14 protein-coding genes are annotated in these 17,677 nt (G+C 63.6%); all 14 read left to right on the top strand.

All coding sequences use genetic code 11. From position 1 onward, the window contains the following. Positions 1-251: 251 nt before the first annotated feature. The 14 genes from ACJ8IM_RS22485 (at position 252) to ACJ8IM_RS22420 (ending at position 17,670) form a co-directional block, all read left to right on the top strand. A complete protein-coding gene (locus ACJ8IM_RS22485; protein WP_033635614.1) occupies positions 252-1,688 on the top strand; it encodes a sensor histidine kinase in 1,437 nt (478 codons plus the stop codon). 3 nt (positions 1,689-1,691) lie between these two features. Then, positions 1,692-2,564, top strand: a complete 873-nt coding sequence (gene qseG, locus ACJ8IM_RS22480) for a two-component system QseEF-associated lipoprotein QseG (RefSeq protein WP_051917635.1) — start codon at positions 1,692-1,694, stop codon at positions 2,562-2,564. Then, the gene (glrR, locus tag ACJ8IM_RS22475) at positions 2,561-3,901 is read left to right on the top strand and encodes a two-component system response regulator GlrR (protein ID WP_033635613.1); all 1,341 of its coding nucleotides are present in this window, start codon (positions 2,561-2,563) and stop codon (positions 3,899-3,901) included. The genes qseG and glrR overlap by 4 nt, the downstream gene beginning before the upstream one ends. A gap of 129 nt (positions 3,902-4,030) precedes the next feature. Next, positions 4,031-5,653, top strand: a complete 1,623-nt coding sequence (locus ACJ8IM_RS22470) for an NAD+ synthase (protein ID WP_025303930.1) — start codon at positions 4,031-4,033, stop codon at positions 5,651-5,653. Between the two features lie 11 nt (positions 5,654-5,664). After that, on the top strand, positions 5,665-6,003 hold the full coding sequence (gene glnB / locus ACJ8IM_RS22465; protein ID WP_004847623.1) for a nitrogen regulatory protein P-II: 339 nt from the start codon (positions 5,665-5,667) through the stop codon (positions 6,001-6,003). 475 nt (positions 6,004-6,478) lie between these two features. Further along, a complete protein-coding gene (locus tag ACJ8IM_RS22460; protein WP_004941365.1) occupies positions 6,479-7,402 on the top strand; it encodes a LysR substrate-binding domain-containing protein in 924 nt (307 codons plus the stop codon). Positions 7,403-7,517: 115 nt separating this feature from the next. Then, positions 7,518-8,981 carry a gamma-aminobutyraldehyde dehydrogenase gene (locus ACJ8IM_RS22455; RefSeq protein WP_033654294.1) on the top strand — a complete coding sequence of 488 codons (1,464 nt, stop codon included), beginning with the start codon at positions 7,518-7,520 and terminating at the stop codon, positions 8,979-8,981. A gap of 73 nt (positions 8,982-9,054) precedes the next feature. Further along, positions 9,055-10,209: a putative ABC transporter substrate-binding protein YdcS gene (gene ydcS / locus ACJ8IM_RS22450; protein WP_033648931.1), complete on the top strand. Its 1,155-nt coding sequence runs from the start codon at positions 9,055-9,057 to the stop codon at positions 10,207-10,209. A gap of 53 nt (positions 10,210-10,262) precedes the next feature. Continuing rightward, positions 10,263-11,291, top strand: coding sequence for an ABC transporter ATP-binding protein (locus ACJ8IM_RS22445; protein ID WP_033654293.1), 1,029 nt, complete (start codon positions 10,263-10,265; stop codon positions 11,289-11,291). 1 nt (position 11,292) lies between these two features. Then, positions 11,293-12,237: an ABC transporter permease gene (locus ACJ8IM_RS22440; RefSeq protein ID WP_033654292.1), complete on the top strand. Its 945-nt coding sequence runs from the start codon at positions 11,293-11,295 to the stop codon at positions 12,235-12,237. Then, a complete protein-coding gene (locus ACJ8IM_RS22435) occupies positions 12,227-13,033 on the top strand; it encodes an ABC transporter permease (RefSeq protein WP_004941378.1) in 807 nt (268 codons plus the stop codon). The genes ACJ8IM_RS22440 and ACJ8IM_RS22435 overlap by 11 nt, the downstream gene beginning before the upstream one ends. A gap of 35 nt (positions 13,034-13,068) precedes the next feature. Beyond that, positions 13,069-14,493 (top strand): aminobutyraldehyde dehydrogenase, encoded by a 1,425-nt coding sequence (gene patD, locus ACJ8IM_RS22430; RefSeq protein ID WP_033648927.1) that lies wholly within the window; start codon positions 13,069-13,071, stop codon positions 14,491-14,493. 85 nt (positions 14,494-14,578) lie between these two features. Next, on the top strand, positions 14,579-16,489 hold the full coding sequence (locus ACJ8IM_RS22425) for an NAD(P)/FAD-dependent oxidoreductase (protein ID WP_033654291.1): 1,911 nt from the start codon (positions 14,579-14,581) through the stop codon (positions 16,487-16,489). After that, complete coding sequence (locus ACJ8IM_RS22420; RefSeq protein WP_033654289.1) at positions 16,486-17,670, top strand: c-type cytochrome; 1,185 nt, start codon at positions 16,486-16,488, stop codon at positions 17,668-17,670. Before ACJ8IM_RS22425 ends, ACJ8IM_RS22420 begins: the two co-directional genes overlap by 4 nt. Positions 17,671-17,677: the final 7 nt, after the last annotated feature.

The following is a 17,677-nucleotide window of genomic DNA, read 5'->3' as shown; positions in this document are numbered from 1 at the left end:
CCCGATGTCAATTCTCAACGCTGCGCTTATCCCTGTTGCGTTGCCTATGCCCTCGAACGCAGACGCTATCCCCACACTCTTGCTATCGCACCGGTTGATGTTACCGGGGCCGCATGCCGTCGGCAGGCCAGGCCTATGGGCGCGGTTCACCGATCCCGCAGCTTTTTCCTTGCGCGCTCAGGATTCTCCCTTGCCGGGCTTTTCTCTTTCCGGCGAGTCAGTTAGCATCGTGACAGAGCTGAGAGAATGAGATGATTTCGTTGAAAAGATGGCGTTTATTCCCCCGTTCGCTGCGGCAATTGGTGCTGCTGGCCTTCCTGTTAGTGCTGCTGCCGCTGCTGGTGCTGGCCTATCAGGCCTACCAGAGCCTGGATCACCTCAGCGCGCAGGCGGCGGACATCAACCGCACCACGCTGGTGGACGCGCGGCGCAGCGAGGCGATGACCAGCGTGGCGCTGGAGATGGAGCGCAGCTATCGTCAGTACTGCGTGCTGGTCGATCCCACGCTGCAAAAGCTGTATCAGAACCAGCGCAAGCAGTATTCGCAGATGCTGGACGCCCATGCGCCGATTCTGCCGGACGAGCGCTATTATCAAACGTTGCGCCAGCTGCTGACCCAGCTGGCGGCGATCAAATGCCATAACAGCGGGCCGGATCAAGAGGCTTCCGCCTTGCTCGAGTCGTTCTCGCGCTCCAACGCCGAAATGGTGCAGGCCACGCGCGCGGTGGTGTTCTCGCGCGGCCAGCAGCTGCAGCAGGCCATCGCCGAGCGCGGCCAGTTCTTCGGCTGGCAGGCGCTGCTGCTGTTCCTGGTCAGCGTGCTGCTGGTGGTGCTGTTCACCCGCATGATCATCGGGCCGGTCAAGGCCGTGGAGCGGATGATCAACCGTTTGGGGGAAGGGCGCGCGCTGGGCAGCACCGCGTCGTTCAAAGGGCCGCGCGAGTTGCGTTCCCTGGCGCAGCGCATTATCTGGCTGAGCGAGCGGCTGGCGTGGCTGGAATCGCAGCGCCACGAGTTCTTGCGCCATATCTCGCACGAGCTGAAAACGCCGCTGGCCAGCATGCGCGAAGGCACCGAGCTGCTGGCCGACGAGGTGGCGGGGCCGCTGACTTCCGATCAGAAAGAGGTGGTGACGATCCTCGACAACAGCAGCCGCCATCTGCAGCAGCTGATTGAACAGCTGCTGGATTACAACCGCAAACTGGCCGATGGCCCGGCGGCACATGAGAACGTCGAGCTGCGCGAAATGGTCGATTTGGTGGTCGCCGCGCACAGTTTGCCGGCGCGGGCGAAGATGATTTCCACCGAAATTGCGCTGGAGGCGGAAATCTGCTGGGCAGAGCCTACGCTATTAATGCGCGTGCTGGATAATCTCTATTCCAATGCGGTGCACTACGGCAAGGAATCCGGTAACATTTGGATCCGCAGCCGTCAGGTTGGACAACGGGTGCAAATCGACGTCGCCAATACCGGCACGCCGATCCCCGAGGCTGAAAGAGCCATGATTTTCGAGCCTTTTTTCCAGGGTAGTCACCAGCGAAAAGGGGCGGTAAAAGGAAGCGGACTGGGGTTGAGCATCGCTCAGGACTGTATCCGTCGCATGCGCGGTGAGCTGCAACTGGCGACGGTCGCCGGTGCAGACGTCTGCTTCCGCATTGAATTGCCGTTAACCGCCGAGAATGAATAAATAATGTACACATGGTCTAAGCGCCTTCGTCTTTCACAGACCGAAGGTTCACCGCGTGCCACGCACAGGACGCCGCTCGGCAAACGCCCGATCGGCTGGTTGGGCGCCGTCTTCTTTATGCCGCTGTTGCTGGCGGGCTGCGTCGATCGCGCCGTCAGCGGCGGCCTGAACGCTCAGCAGCAAGAGGCGATCCCGGATACCAAGGTGATCGATTACCGCACCGCGGCTTGCGATACCCTGTGGCAGTTGGACGACAAGGACGCGCTGGATAACGCGCTCTACTGGCTGCGCGCGATGGACTGCGCCGATCGCATCGGGTCGACCCAGGCGCGCGCGCTGGCGAAAACGGTGCCTGGCGACAGCTGGTCCGGCGTTTTCAAACAGAGCATCCTGCTGGGCAGCGCGCAGCCGACTTCCGGCGAGCGCCGCCAGATGATCGACAGGATCAACAGCTACCGAATGGAGTTCCCCGGCTCGTTGCGGCCGCTGACGCAGCTGTGGCGCCAGCAGCAGATGCTGCAGATCACGCTGTTCGATGAAAAAGCGCGCTATCAGCATCTGCAGGAGAGCAGCGACAGCCAGATCGATTCGCTGCGCCAGAGCCAGGCGCGTTTGCAATCGCAGCTGCAGGACACCTCGCGCAAGCTGGAAAACCTGACCGACATCGAGCGCCAGCTCTCTTCGCGCAAGCAGCTGCAAGGGGAAATCCCGGAAAACAACACAGGCTCGCAAAAGGGCGAAGCCGCCGGTAAAAACGGCGCGGCCGCCAAAGGGGCGGAGCCGCAGGACGAACCGGAAAAGGGCACCGCGCTGCCGGTTGAACCGGAAGACACCTATACGCCGCCCCCTGCCAATAAGGAGTCTCACGCGCAATGACCGCACGCAAACCGGCCAACCTGCTCTTGGTTGACGACGATCCCAGCCTGCTGAAGCTGCTGGGCATGCGTCTGACCAGCGAAGGTTTTCACGTCACCACCGCCGAAAGCGGCCAGGAAGCGTTGCGCCTGCTGGCGCGCGAACAGATCGATCTGGTGATCAGCGATCTGCGTATGGACGAGATGGACGGCATGGCGCTGTTCGCCGAGATCCAAAAGCATCAGCCGGGCATGCCGGTGATCATTCTCACCGCGCACGGTTCGATTCCCGATGCGGTGGCCGCCACCCAGCAGGGGGTGTTCAGCTTCCTGACCAAACCGGTGGATCGCGATGCGCTGTACAAGGCGATCGACGAAGCGCTCGCGCTGTCGGCCACCCCGGCCGGCGACGACGCCTGGCGCGAAGATATCGTCACCCGCAGCCCGCTGATGCTGCGCCTGCTGGAGCAGGTGAAAATGGTGGCGCAGTCCGACGTCAGCGTCTTGATCAACGGCCAGAGCGGCACCGGCAAAGAGGTGGTGGCGCAGGCGATCCACGCCGCCAGCCCCCGCGCCGGCAAGGCGTTCATCGCCATCAACTGCGGCGCGCTGCCGGAGCAGCTGCTGGAGTCCGAACTGTTCGGCCACGCCAAGGGCGCCTTTACCGGCGCGGTCAGCAGCCGCGAAGGGCTGTTCCAGGCGGCGGCGGGCGGCACGCTGTTCCTCGACGAGATCGGCGATATGCCGCTGTCGCTGCAGGTGAAGTTGCTGCGCGTGCTGCAGGAGCGCAAGGTGCGGCCGCTGGGCAGCAACCGCGATCTGGACATTGACGTGCGCATCATCTCCGCCACCCACCGCGATCTGCAAAAGGCGATGGCGAAGAACGAGTTCCGAGAAGATCTCTACTATCGCCTCAACGTGGTGAACCTGAAGATCCCGGCGCTCAACGAACGCGCCGAAGATATCCCGCTGTTGGCCAACCACCTGTTGCGCGAAGCGGCCCAGCGGCACAAGCCGTTCGTGCGCAGCTTCTCGACCGACGCCATGAAGCGGCTGATGACCGCCAGCTGGCCGGGCAACGTGCGTCAGCTGGTCAACGTCATCGAGCAGTGTGTGGCGCTGACCTCGGCGCCTGTGATCGGCGAAGCGCTGGTGGAGCAGGCGCTGGAAGGGGAAAACACCGCGCTGCCGACCTTCGCCGAAGCGCGCAACCAGTTCGAATTGCACTACCTGCGCAAGCTGTTGCAGATCACCAAGGGCAACGTGACCCAGGCCGCGCGCATGGCGGGCCGCAACCGCACCGAGTTTTACAAATTGCTGTCGCGCCACGAGCTGGACGCCAACGATTTTAAAGAATGACAGTTTGCCGCCGGTGCCTGCCACGCAGGTTCTCAACAAATCCGGCGGAATGATTTACACTCCGTTCTCTTTGCCGCGGCGCGCCCGGCGTAGAGCACCATGGAACGTATTAAGCGGGATCGTACACAAATGAGCAGATCACTTTCCATCGCCCTGGCCCAGCTGAACCTGCTGGTCGGCGACATTGAAGGCAACACCGAACGCATGTTGCAAATCGTGCAGGAGCAGCAGAAGGCGGGAGCCGATCTGGTCATGTTCAGCGAACTGGCGCTGTCCGGCTACCCGCCGGAAGATCTGCTGTATCGCAATGACTTCTATCAGCGCTGCGACGCGCAGCTGCTGCGCCTGCAGCAGGCCTCCGCCGAGACCGCGATCCTGGTCGGCCACCCGTGGCGCGAAGGCGACAAGCTGTATAACGCGCTGTCGCTGTTTGCCGAAGGCCGCCTGCTGACCCGCTACTTCAAGCAGCAGCTGCCGAACTACGGCGTGTTCGATGAGAAGCGCTATTTCCACGCCGGCAACGACACCTGCGTGGTGGAGCTGAAAGGCTACCGTCTGGGTCTGCTGATTTGCGAAGATCTGTGGTTCCCTGAGCCGATCGACGCCGCCAAGGCGGCCGGCGCGGAGATTATCCTGTCGATCAACGCCTCGCCGTATAACCGCGAAAAGCCGTATATCCGCAAAACGCTGATGGCCGGCCACTGCCAGCGCACCCAGCTGCCGCTGGTGTACCTCAATCAGGTCGGCGGCCAGGATGAGCTGATCTTCGACGGCTGCTCCAAGGTCTTCGACGCCGCCGGCACCATGACTCACCGTCTGGCGGCCTTCGACGAGCAGGTGACCCGCCTGGAATTCAACGAGCTGGCCGTGGTGCCGATGGCCGATCCGGCCGCCGAGCTGCCGCAGCTGGCGCAGGTGTACCAGGCGCTGGTGTTGGCGGTGCGCGACTACGTGACCAAAAACGGCTTTAAAGGCGCGGTGCTGGGGCTGTCCGGCGGCATCGACTCGGCGCTGACGCTGGCGATCGCCGTAGATGCGCTGGGCAAAGACAAGGTGCAGGCGCTGATGATGCCGTTCCGCTATACCGCGGATATCAGCATCGCCGACGCCAAGGAAGAGGCGGAAATCCTCGGCGTGGAGTTCGATATCGTCTCCATCGAACCGATGTTCGACGCCTTTATGGGCCAGCTGTCGCCGATGTTCGCCGGCACCGAGCGCGACACCACCGAAGAAAACCTGCAGGCGCGTTGCCGCGGGGTGGTGCTGATGGCGCTGTCCAACAAACGCCGCAGCATCGTGCTGACCACCGGCAACAAGAGCGAAATGGCGGTCGGTTACGCCACGCTGTACGGCGATATGGCCGGCGGTTTCGACGTGCTGAAGGACGTGCCGAAAACGCTGGTGTTCAAGCTGTCCGAATACCGTAACACCGTCTCCTACGTGATCCCGCAGCGGGTGATCGATCGTCCGCCGTCCGCCGAGCTGGCGCCGGATCAGGTCGATCAGGACAGCCTGCCGCCATACGATATCCTGGACGCGATCCTGGAAGGCTACGTTGAGCGCGACAAGTCGGTCGCCGATCTGGTGGCCGAAGGGTTCGACGAAGCGATCGTGCGCAAGGTGATCCGCCTGGTGGACATCAACGAATACAAGCGGCGTCAGGCCGCCGTCGGGCCGCGTATCACCGCCCGTAACTTCGGCAAAGACCGCCGCTACCCCATCACATCCGGTTTTGGCCGCAAAAATTGGTAAAAGGAAAGAAGATGAAAAAGATCGACGCGATTATCAAGCCGTTCAAACTGGATGACGTCCGCGAAGCGCTGGCCGAAGTGGGCATCACCGGCATGACGGTCACCGAAGTGAAAGGCTTCGGCCGCCAGAAGGGCCACACCGAGCTGTACCGCGGCGCCGAGTACATGGTCGACTTTCTGCCTAAGGTGAAGATCGAGATCGTGGTTGCCGACGACATCGTCGACACCTGCGTGGAAACCATCATGCAGACCGCGCAGACCGGCAAGATCGGCGACGGCAAAATCTTCGTCTTCGACGTGGCGCGCGTGGTGCGCATTCGTACCGGCGAGCAGGACGAAGAAGCGATTTAATGTGATCGTCTACCGAGCACCGCCAGCTTGAGCCTGGGCAGTGCTCGGTCTCCTCACGTACTGCGTGTACGCTCCGGGCCCTGCGCGCTGGCCGTGCCCAATCTGGCCGGCGCTCGCTACGCCCCACACCTCAGTGAACATCTCCCGACTTCTCCACAATTCTGGTTATTTTCACCATTAGCATTCTAAAAAAGCGAACGCTATCGCGTTTTTGATACTTTGCCCGATCGCTTTTTTTGCGGGATCTACAATCAATCTAACAATCTTGATTGAGGTGATCCCCAATGAATTTCAAGTTGCGGCTAGGCGGCAAGGGCGTGCATCCCCAGGAGCTTACTCAAGTAAGTGACTGGGGGGACAAATCTGCCGGGAGCAGATTTGAACGCTGCTTGCAGCGGCCCGTTAGGGCGTGGCCCACGGATGGGCCACGTAATAGAACGCAGACAACAACGCAGCGGCTTGAAAGGCGATGGGGATGATGACGTTACGCCAAATCCGCCACTTTATCGCGGTGGCGGAAACCGGGTCGATCTCCGCCGGCGCCCAGGCGGTGTTTGTCTCCCAGTCTTCGCTGACGCTGGCGATCCAGCAGTTGGAAACCGAGATCGGCGTGCGGCTGTTCGATCGCCACGCCAAGGGCATGACGCTGACCCATCAGGGGCACCAGTTTCTGCGCCAGTCGTATCTGATCCTGGCGACGGTGGACAACGCCAAGCGCAGCCTGCAGATCGGCACCGAAAGCCTGACCGGCAAGCTGACCGTCGGCGTCACCAGCCTGGTGGCCGGCTACTTCCTGGTGGAGCTGCTCACGCGCTTTAAATCGGCCTATCCCAACGTCACCGTGCAGGTGGTTGAAGACGAGCGCCCGTATATCGAGCATCTGTTGGTCAGCGGCGAGATCGACATCGGCGTGCTGATCCTGTCGAACATCGAAGACCGCGACGCGCTGCAGACCGAGGTACTGATGCACTCGCCGTATCGCCTGTGGTTGCCGCCGCTGCACCCGCTGCTGGAGCACGAGAGTATCAGCCTGGCGGACGTGGCCAAACAGCCGCTGATCCAGCTCAACGCCGATGAAATGGACGTGCACGCGCGGCGCATCTGGGCGCGCGCCGGGCTGAAACCGGAGATCGCCATGAAGACCGCCTCGACCGAGGCGGTGCGCAGCCTGGTGGCGGCGGGGATGGGGGTCTCCATCCAGCCGGACATGGCGTACCGCGCCTGGTCGCTGGAAGGCAACATGATCGAGGCGCGCAAGCTGGACGATCTGCTGGAGCCGCTGGACATCGGGTTGGCGTGGCGGCGCGGCAGCGCGCGGCCGGAGCTGGTGACGCCGTTCCTTACCATCGCGCGCGAGAACGGCAGCAAACACGCCGCCGGGCTTAAGCATTCGATTTAATCGAACGCGGCGTTCAGTATTTAGAATTTGTTGCCCGCCAGAGGCTCGCTTAGGCTGATTAAAACTAACTTATTCACATTTAGTTAACGTTTTTGTCACTTAGGGGCGTCAGGCGATGGCAGATGTGCAGGTTCTCTCAGGTTTGTCCTGTCAGCAGTTCATTAACGGTCAGCTTATCGACGGCGAAGGCCAGCAGGAATGCATCGTCAATCCGGCCAACGGCGAGACGCTGATCGCCCTGACCGAAGCCTCTTCGGCGCAGGTCGGCAGCGCGGTGAAAGCCGCGCAGCAGGCGTTTGGTCACTGGTCGCGCACCACGCCGGCCCAGCGCGCCGCCCTGTTGCTGCGCATTGCCGACGCCATCGAGCGGCAGGCGCCGCAGCTGGCGCAGCTGGAAGCCCTCAACTGCGGCAAACCGCTGCATCAGGCGCTCAATGACGATCTGCCGGCGGCGGTCGACGTGTTCCGCTTCTTCGCCGGCGCGGTACGCACGCAGCAAGGGCAGTTGGCCGGCGAGTATGTGCCGGGCCACACCTCGATGATCCGCCGCGATCCGATCGGCGTGGTGGCCTCGATCGCCCCCTGGAACTATCCGCTGATGATGGCGGCGTGGAAGATCGCGCCGGCGCTGGCGGCGGGCAATACGGTGGTGTTCAAACCCTCTGAACATACGCCGCTGACCATTCTGGCGCTGGTGCCGGCGCTGCAGGAGATCCTGCCGCCGGGCGTGCTGAATATCGTCTACGGCGGCGGGGAAGGGGTCGGCAGCCAGCTGGTGGGGCACCCGCAGGTGCGGCTGGTATCGGTCACCGGCGATATCGTCACCGGGCAAAAAATTCTTCAGGCGGCGGCCAAAAGCGTCAAGCGCACCCACCTGGAATTGGGGGGCAAGGCGCCGGTGATCGTCTGCGACGATGCCGATCTCGACGAAGTGGTCAACGGCATTCGCACCTACGGCTATTACAACGCCGGCCAGGACTGCACTGCCGCCTGCCGCATCTACGCGCAGGCGGGCATCTATCCCAAGCTGGTGGACGCGCTGGGCGAGGCGGTTGCCAGCCTGCGCTTCGCCCGCAAGCGCGATCAGGATAATGAGATCGGCCCGTTAATCAGTGCCCGCCAGCGCGATCGCGTCGCCAGCTTCGTCGAGCGGGCGCTCAGCCAACCGCATATCGAATTGATCACCGGCGCCGCGGCCCACTCCGGGCCGGGGTTCTACTACCAGCCGACCCTGCTGGCGGGCTGCCTGCAAAGCGACGAAATCGTGCAGCGCGAGGTGTTTGGCCCGGTGGTCAGCGTCACGCGCTTCGAACACCTGGAGCAGGCGGTGGCGTGGGCCAACGACTCGGAATACGGGCTGGCTTCGTCGGTGTGGACGCAAAATATCGATCGGGCGCTGCACATCGCCGCCCATCTGCAGTACGGCAGCACCTGGATCAACACCCATTTCACCTTGGCGAGCGAGATGCCGCACGGCGGCCTGAAACGCTCCGGCTACGGCAAGGATCTGTCCAGCGATTCACTGCAGGATTACAGCGTTGTCAGGCACGTAATGGCGAAGTTCAAAGCCGGCTTCTAACGGTTATATCAAGAAAAATCAGGCGGCAGCCGTTCCCTGCCGCATACCGATAAGCAACACAGGGGTAATTACGATGGGAAAAACTACCGCAGTCACCACCACCGTCTCCGCGCTCTGTCTTACCGTGCTGTGCGGCCTGGCCCAGGCGGCCGATCTGCCGCAGACGCTGGGCAAAGGCGAAGGCCGGCTGGATATCATCGCCTGGCCCGGCTACATCGAACGCGGCCAGTCCGACAAAAACTACGACTGGGTCACCCAGTTTGAGAAGCAAACCGGCTGTGCGGTGAATGTGAAGACCGCCGCCACCTCTGATGAAATGGTCAGCCTGATGGCCAAGGGCGGCTACGATCTGGTGACCGCCTCCGGCGACGCTTCGCTGCGCCTGATCTTCGGCAAGCGGGTGCAGCCGATCAACACCGCGCTGATCCCTAACTGGAAGAACATCGATCCGCGCCTGCTGAACGGCGCCTGGTACACCGTGGACGGCAAAACCTACGGCACGCCGTACCAGTGGGGGCCGAACCTGCTGATGTACAACACCAAAACCTTCCCGACGCCGCCGGACAGCTGGGCGGTGATCTTCCAGCAGCAGAACCTGCCGGACGGCAAGAGCAACCAGGGCCGGGTGCAGGCTTACGACGGCCCGATCTACATCGCCGACGCGGCGCTGTTCCTGAAGGCCACCCAGCCGCAGCTCGGCATCAGCGATCCATACCAGCTCAACGAAGAGCAGTATCAGGCGGCGCTGAAGCTGCTGCGCAGCCAGCACGCGCTGATCCACCGCTACTGGCACGACACCTCGGTGCAGATGAGCGACTTTAAAAACGAAGGCGTGGTGGCCTCCAGCGCCTGGCCGTATCAGGCCAACGCCCTGAAGGGCGAGGGGCAGCCGATCGCCACCGTGTTCCCGAAAGAGGGCGTGACCGGCTGGGCGGACACCACCATGCTCCATGCCGACGCCAAGCACCCGAGCTGCGCCTACCAGTGGATGAACTGGTCGCTGGAGCCGAAGGTGCAGGGCGACGTGGCGGCCTGGTTCGGGTCGGTGCCGGCTTCGCCGGCGGGCTGCAAGGCCAGCGCGCTGCTGGGTGAGAAGGGCTGCGAAACCAACGGCTTCAACCAGTTCGACAAAATCGCCTTCTGGAAAACGCCGCAGGCGCAGGGCGGCAAGTTCGTGCCGTACAGCCGCTGGACCCAGGATTACATCGCCATCATGGGCGGCCGCTAAGCCGCGGGGCGCAGCCCGCTGCGCCCGAACTACATCAGTATGGAGCACAGAAAATGACCATTGCCGTGCAATTCATCGATGTTTCGCGGACTTTCGGCGATGTTCGCGCCGTGGATCGGGTATCTATCGACATTCAGGACGGGGAATTCTTCTCCATGCTCGGGCCGTCCGGCTCGGGCAAAACCACCTGCCTGCGCCTGATCGCCGGCTTTGAACAGCTCTCTTCCGGCTCGATTCGCATCCACGGCCAGGAAGCCGCCAACCTGCCGCCGTACCAGCGCGACGTGAATACGGTGTTTCAGGATTACGCGCTGTTCCCGCACATGTCGGTGCTGGAAAACGTCGCCTACGGCCTGATGGTGAAGGGCGTCGCCAAACGCGAGCGGCTGGCGCGGGCGCAAGAGGCGCTGGAGAGCGTGGCGCTCGGTTTCGTTGCCGAACGCAAACCGGCGCACCTGTCGGGCGGCCAGCGGCAGCGCGTGGCGTTGGCGCGCGCGCTGGTCAATCGGCCGCGGGTGCTGCTGCTGGACGAACCGCTCGGCGCGCTGGATCTCAAGCTGCGCGAGCAGATGCAGGGCGAGCTGAAGAAGCTGCAGCGCCAGCTGGGCATCACCTTTATCTTCGTCACCCACGATCAAAGCGAAGCGCTGTCGATGTCCGATCGGGTGGCGGTGTTCAATAACGGCCGCATCGAACAGGTGGATACGCCGCGCGAGCTTTACATGCGGCCTAAGACGCCGTTCGTCGCCGAATTCGTCGGCACCTCCAACGTGGTGCGCAGCGAGCTGGCGCAGCGCCTGCTCGGCGAAAGCCGAACCTTCTCGATCCGGCCGGAGCATATCCGCCTGCTGGAGCTGGGCGGCGCGGCGCAGGACGAGATCCAGGTGCAGGGCACGCTGCAGGAAATCCATTACCAGGGCGCGGCCACGCGGTATGAAATCGCGCTGAACGGCGGCGAAAAGCTGCTGGTCAGCCAGGCCAATCCGCAGTGGCTCGCCGAAGGGCAACAGCGGCAGATCGGCCAGCCGATCGTCGCCTGCTGGCCGCGCGCGGCGATGGTGCCGCTGCTGGAGGAGAGGTGAGATGGACATGAGCATCGATTCCCCCTCGGCGCGCGGCGGCACCGTGCGCGCGCTGTCGACCTGGCTCTATCGCCGGCCGACGCTGTATCTGCTTTTGCTGCTGATGCCGCCGCTGCTGTGGTTCGGCGCGGTGTACCTCGGTTCGCTGCTGACGCTGCTGTGGCAAGGGTTTTACACCTTCGACGATTTCACCATGGCGGTGACGCCGGATCTGACCTTCGCCAACCTGGCGGCGCTGTTCAACCCGGCCAACTACGACATCATCCTGCGCACGCTGACCATGGCGGTGCTGGTGTCGCTGGCCAGCGCGGTGCTGGCGTTCCCGATCGCCTATTACATGGCGCGCTACACCAGCGGCCGCGTCAAGGCGTTCTTTTACATCGCGGTGATGATGCCGATGTGGGCCAGCTATATCGTTAAAGCCTACGCCTGGACCCTGCTGCTGGCGAAAGACGGCGTGGCGCAGTGGTTCCTGCAGCACCTGGGGCTGGAGCCACTGTTGGCTTCGCTGCTGACGGTGCCCGGCGTCGGCGGCAACACGCTGTCGACCTCAGGGCTGGGGCGTTTTCTGGTGTTCGTCTATATCTGGCTACCGTTCATGATCCTGCCGATCCAGGCGGCGCTGGAGCGCCTGCCGCCCTCGCTGCTGCACGCCTCGGCGGATCTGGGCGCCCGGCCGGCGCAGACCTTCCGCCACGTCATTTTGCCGCTGGCGGTGCCGGGCATCGCCGCCGGGTCGATCTTCACCTTTTCGCTGACGCTGGGTGACTTTATCGTGCCGCAGCTGGTGGGGCCGCCGGGCTATTTCATCGGCAGCATGGTGTACGCCCAGCAGGGTGCGATCGGCAATATGCCGATGGCCGCGGCCTTTACGCTGGTGCCGATCGTCCTGATCGCCATCTACCTTTCCATCGTCAAACGTCTGGGGGCTTTCGATGCACTCTGAACGCGCGCCCTTAGGGCTGAAGCTGGCCGCCTGGGGCGGACTTGTCTTCCTGCATTTCCCGTTGGCGATCATCGCCATCTACGCCTTCAACACCGAGGATGCCGCTTTCAGCTTCCCGCCGAAGGGGTTTACGCTGCACTGGTTCAACGTTGCCGCCGGGCGGCAGGATATCCTCGATGCGGTGCTGCTGTCGGCGCAGATCGCCTGCCTGGCGACCGCCATCGCGCTGGTGCTCGGCACCTTGGCGGCGGCGGCGCTGTATCGGCGCGATTTCTTCGGCAAGGACAGCATTTCGCTGCTGTTGCTGCTGCCGATCGCGCTGCCGGGGATCGTCACCGGTTTGGCGCTGCTGGCCGCGTTCAAGGCGCTGAACATCGAGCCGGGCATCCTGACTATCGTCGTCGGCCATGCGACGTTCTGCGTGGTGATCGTGTTCAACAACGTCATCGCCCGGTTCCGCCGCACCTCGTACAGCCTGATCGAAGCGTCGATGGATCTCGGCGCCGACGGCTGGCAAACCTTCCGTTACGTGATCTTGCCGAACCTCGGCTCGGCGCTGCTGGCCGGGGGCATGCTGGCGTTCGCGCTGTCGTTCGATGAAATCATCGTGACCACCTTTACCGCCGGCCACGAGCGCACGCTGCCGCTGTGGCTGCTGAACCAGCTCGGTCGCCCGCGCGATGTGCCGATCACCAACGTGGTGGCGCTGTCGGTAATGCTGTTGACCATGCTGCCGATCCTCGGCGCTTACTACCTGACCAAAGGTGGGGAAAGCGTCGCCGGCAGCGGCAAATAATTTCCTTACCCGACCTCTGATAAAAGGATAACCCTATGCAAAGCCAACTGTTGATTGACGGCCACCTGGTGAACGGCCAGGGCGCGACCCAGCCGGTGTATAACCCGGCGACCGGCGAAGTGATCGCGCAGGTGGCGGAGGCCAGCCCGGAGCAGGTCGATCGCGCGGTGCTGGCGGCGGACGCCGCGTTCGCCGCCTGGGGGCAAACCACGCCGAAAGAGCGCGCCGAGCATCTGCTCAAGCTGGCGGATCTGATCGATGCGCATGCCGAGACCTTCGCCAGGCTGGAGTCGCTCAACTGCGGCAAGCCTTATCACTGCGTGTTGAACGACGAACTGCCGGCGGTGGCCGACGTGTTTCGCTTCTTCGCCGGGGCCAGCCGCTGCCTGACCGGCATGGCGGCCGGCGAGTATCTGGCCGGGCATACCTCGATGATCCGCCGCGATCCGCTGGGCGTGGTGGCCTCGATCGCGCCGTGGAACTACCCGCTGATGATGGCGGCCTGGAAACTGGCGCCGGCGCTGGCGGCGGGCAACTGCGTGGTGATCAAGCCTTCCGAGCAGACGCCGCTGACCACTTTCAAACTGGCCGAACTGGCCGCCGGGCTGTTCCCGCCGGGCGTGCTCAACGTGCTGTTCGGCCGCGGCGCAAGCGTCGGCGATCGGTTGACCGGGCATGACAAGGTGCGCATGGTGTCGCTGACCGGCTCGATCGCCACCGGCGAGCACATCATCGCCCACACCGCCGCCGGCATTAAGCGCACCCATATGGAGCTGGGCGGCAAGGCGCCGGTGCTGGTGTTCGACGACGCCGATCTGCAGCAGGTGGTGGACGGCATTCGCGGCTTCGGTTTCTACAACGCCGGGCAGGATTGCACCGCCGCCTGCCGCATCTACGCGCAGAAAAGCATTTATCCCGAGCTGGTGAAGCGGCTGGGCGAGGCGGTGGCCAGCCTGAAGATCGGCGCGCCGGACGACGAGAGCACCGAGCTGGGGCCATTGATTACCGCCCAGCATCTGGAGCGGGTCGCCGGTTTTGTCGAGCGCGCCAAAGCGTTGCCGCACGTGCAGGTGGTGACCGGCGGCGAGAAGGTGAAGGGGCCGGGTTACTACTTCCAGCCGACGCTGCTGGCCGGTGCGCGCCAGGAGGATGAAATCGTGCAGCGCGAGGTGTTCGGCCCGGTAGTGACGGTGACGCCGTTTGACGACGAAGAGCAGGTGCTGGCCTGGGCGAACGAATCCAACTACGGGCTGGCGTCGTCCGTGTGGACTCGCGACGTGGGCCGCGCGCATCGCTTAAGCGCCCGCCTGCAATACGGCTGCACCTGGGTGAACACCCACTTCATGCTGGTGAGCGAAATGCCGCACGGCGGCCAGAAACTGTCCGGCTACGGCAAGGATATGTCGATGTACGGGCTGGAGGATTACACCGCCATTCGTCATGTGATGTTCAAACATTGATTTTACAATAATTATCCGCACAATAGCGCGGCCTTCGGGCCGGCCCCGGCCGGCCGATGATAATAAAAATTGAAAGGAAGCCTATATGGGTATCACCCGACGCGATTTTCTCAACGGGGTGGCGATCACCATCGCCGCCGGGTTGACGCCGCTGCAAATCTTGCGCGCGTCGCCGCAAACCGCCAATCAAACCCTGTACTACCCGCCGGCGCTGACCGGGCTGCGGGGTAACCATCCGGGCTCGTTCGAGCATGCGCACCAGCTGGGGCGCGACGGCAAAACCTTTGATTTCGGCAGCGTGCCCGCCGTTGAAGAGTTCGATCTGGTGGTGGTCGGCGCCGGCATCAGCGGGTTGGCGGCCGCCTGCTTCTGGCAGCAGCTGAAAGGTGAGCAGCAGCGCATTTTGCTGATCGACAACCATGACGACTTCGGCGGCCACGCCAAGCGCAACGAATTCAACACCGACGACGGCATGCTGCTCGGCTACGGCGGCAGCGAATCGCTGCAGTCGCCGCGCTCCAACTTCAGCCCGGTGGCGATGGGGCTGCTGCGCAATCTCGGCGTCGATATCGATCGGCTGGAGCAGGCGTTTGACACCACCTTCTACCCGGATCTGAACCTGAGCCGCGGGGTTTACTTCGATCGCAAGAACTTCGGCGTCGACAAGGTGGTGAGCGGCGATCCGGGCCGCACGGTGGCGGACGACATTCCGCGCGATCGTCTCAACGGCCGCTCTTATGAAGCGTTCATCGGCGATTTCCCGCTGCCGGAAAGCGATCGCCAGGCGTTAATCGCGCTGCATACGGTGAAGAAAGATTATCTGCCGGAGATGACGCTGGAGCAGAAGGTCGAGTGGCTCGATACCCACAGCTACACCCAGTTCCTGCGCGAGAAGGTGGGCCTGAGTGAGCTGGCGATCCGTTATTTCCAGCAGACCACCAACGATTTCCAGGCGGTGGGCATCGACGGCACGTCGTGCAGCGATGCGCGCATCTGCGATCTGCCGGGCCTTGACGGCATGAATCTGCCACCGCTGGACGAGGAGTCGCAGGCGGATCTCGACGATCCTTACGTGTTCCACTTCCCGGACGGCAACGCCACGCTGGCGCGCCTGATGGTGCGCAAATTGATCCCGGCGGTGGCGCCGGCTGGCAACGACATGAACGACGTGGTGCTGGCCAAATTCGACTACGGCCAGCTCGATCGGCCGGAATCGCCGGTGAAGCTGCGTTTGAACAGCACCGGGCTGCATGCGGCCAACGTTGGCGACAAGGTGGAAGTCACCTACATGACCGGCGAGAAGATGACCAAGGTGCGCGCCGGGCAGGTGGTGATGGCCGGCTACAACATGATGATCCCGTACCTGGTGCCGGAGATGTCGCACGAGCAGCAGGAGGCGCTGAAACAGAACGTCAAGTCGCCGCTGGTGTACAGCAAGGTGGTGATCCGCAACTGGCAGCCGTTCATCAAGCTGGGCGTGCACGAGATCTATTCGCCGGCCGCGCCGTACAGCCGCGTGAAGCTGGATTACCCGGTGAGCATGGGCGGGTATCAGCACCCGCGCGATCCGGATCGGCCGATCGGCCTGCATATGGTGTACGTGCCGACGCTGCCGGGCAGCGGCCTCAGCCCGCGCGAGCAGTCGCGCAAAGGGCGCGCGCTGCTGCTGGGCACGCCGTTCGAGGTGCACGAGCAGATGATCCGCGAACAGCTGCAGGGCATGCTGGGCGAGGCCGGTTTCGACCATCAGCGCGACATTCAGGCGATCACCGTCAACCGCTGGTCGCACGGTTACTCCTACTTCCTCAACGGGCTGTTTGACGACGAAGACGAGGCCACGAAAATCATCGAAACGGCGCGGCAGCCGATCGGCAAGATCGTTATCGCCAACTCCGATGCCGACTGGAGCCCGTACGCCAACTCGGCTATCGATCAGGCGTGGCGCGCGGTGAATGAACTGGCCTACGGCAAGGTTGCCGCCAAGGAGGGAGCATGAGTCTGCGTTCGCTGTACCTGTTGAGCCTGCTGGCGGCAGGCGGCTCGGCCCAGGCGATGTCGGCCGGGGAATACGTCGCCAAAGCCGGTGACTGTACCGCCTGCCACACCGCGCCGGGCGGCGCCGAATTGGCGGGTGGCATGAAGTTCCCGACGCCGCTCGGGGCTATCTACGCCACCAACATCACGCCGGACAAGCTGCACGGCATCGGCGCCTATTCGTTCGAAGAGTTCGATCGCGCCATGCGCCAGGGGGTAGCCAAAGACGGCCACCGGCTCTACCCGGCGATGCCGTACACCTCGTACGCCAAAATGAGCGCGGAAGACATGCGCGCGCTGTATGACTATCTGATGAATGAGGTGCCGGCGCAGAACGTCGCCAACCGCGCCAGCGACATCAGCTGGCCGTTGTCGATGCGCTGGCCGCTGGCGGTGTGGAACCAGCTGTTCCACGACGACCAGCCGTATCAGGCGGATCCGCAGCAAAGCGCCGAGTGGAACCGCGGCGCCTACCTGGTGCAGGGCGCGGGCCATTGCGGCAGCTGCCACACGCCGCGCGGCTGGGCGATGCAGGAGAAGGGGCTGGACGGCAAGGAGCCGGTGTTCCTGAGCGGCGCCGAGCTGGACGGCTGGTACGCCTCCAATCTGCGCGGCCTGCCGCCGGAAGAGGTGACGGCACTGCTGAAAACCGGCCGCAGCCGCCATGCGGCGGTCGCCGGGCCGATGAGCGAGGTGGTGACCCACAGCACGCAGTACCTCAGCGACGGCGATCTGAACGCCATAGCGGTGTATCTGCGCAGCCTGGCGCCGGAAGCCGCCGCCAAAGCCGCTGCGCCTGCCGTACAGGCGAATAATCCGGGCGGCAAGGCGACCTACGCGATGTACTGCTCGACCTGCCACGGCAACAAGGGGGAGGGCACCGACTTCGCCATTCCGGCGCTGGCGGGCAATGCCACGGTAACGGCGGACAATCCGCTGACCGCGCTGCGGGTGGTGCTGGAGGGGGCGCATACGCCGATCACGCAGCAGGCGATGGCGTTCGACATGCCGGCTTACGGCTGGGCGTTGAACGATCGGCAGGCGGCGGATCTGATGAGCTATCTGCGGGGAAGCTGGGGCAACCAGGCGGCGCCGGTGACGGTGCAGCAGGTGCAGGACGCGCGCCAACTGCAGGCGAAATGAAGAGGGA

It is taken from the genome of Serratia sp. CY33525, assembly GCF_052169115.1.
Lineage (GTDB): Bacteria > Pseudomonadota > Gammaproteobacteria > Enterobacterales > Enterobacteriaceae > Serratia > Serratia sarumanii.
The sequence above is the reverse complement of the archived record's forward strand: the minus strand, read 5'-3'. Positions and strand labels throughout refer to the sequence as shown.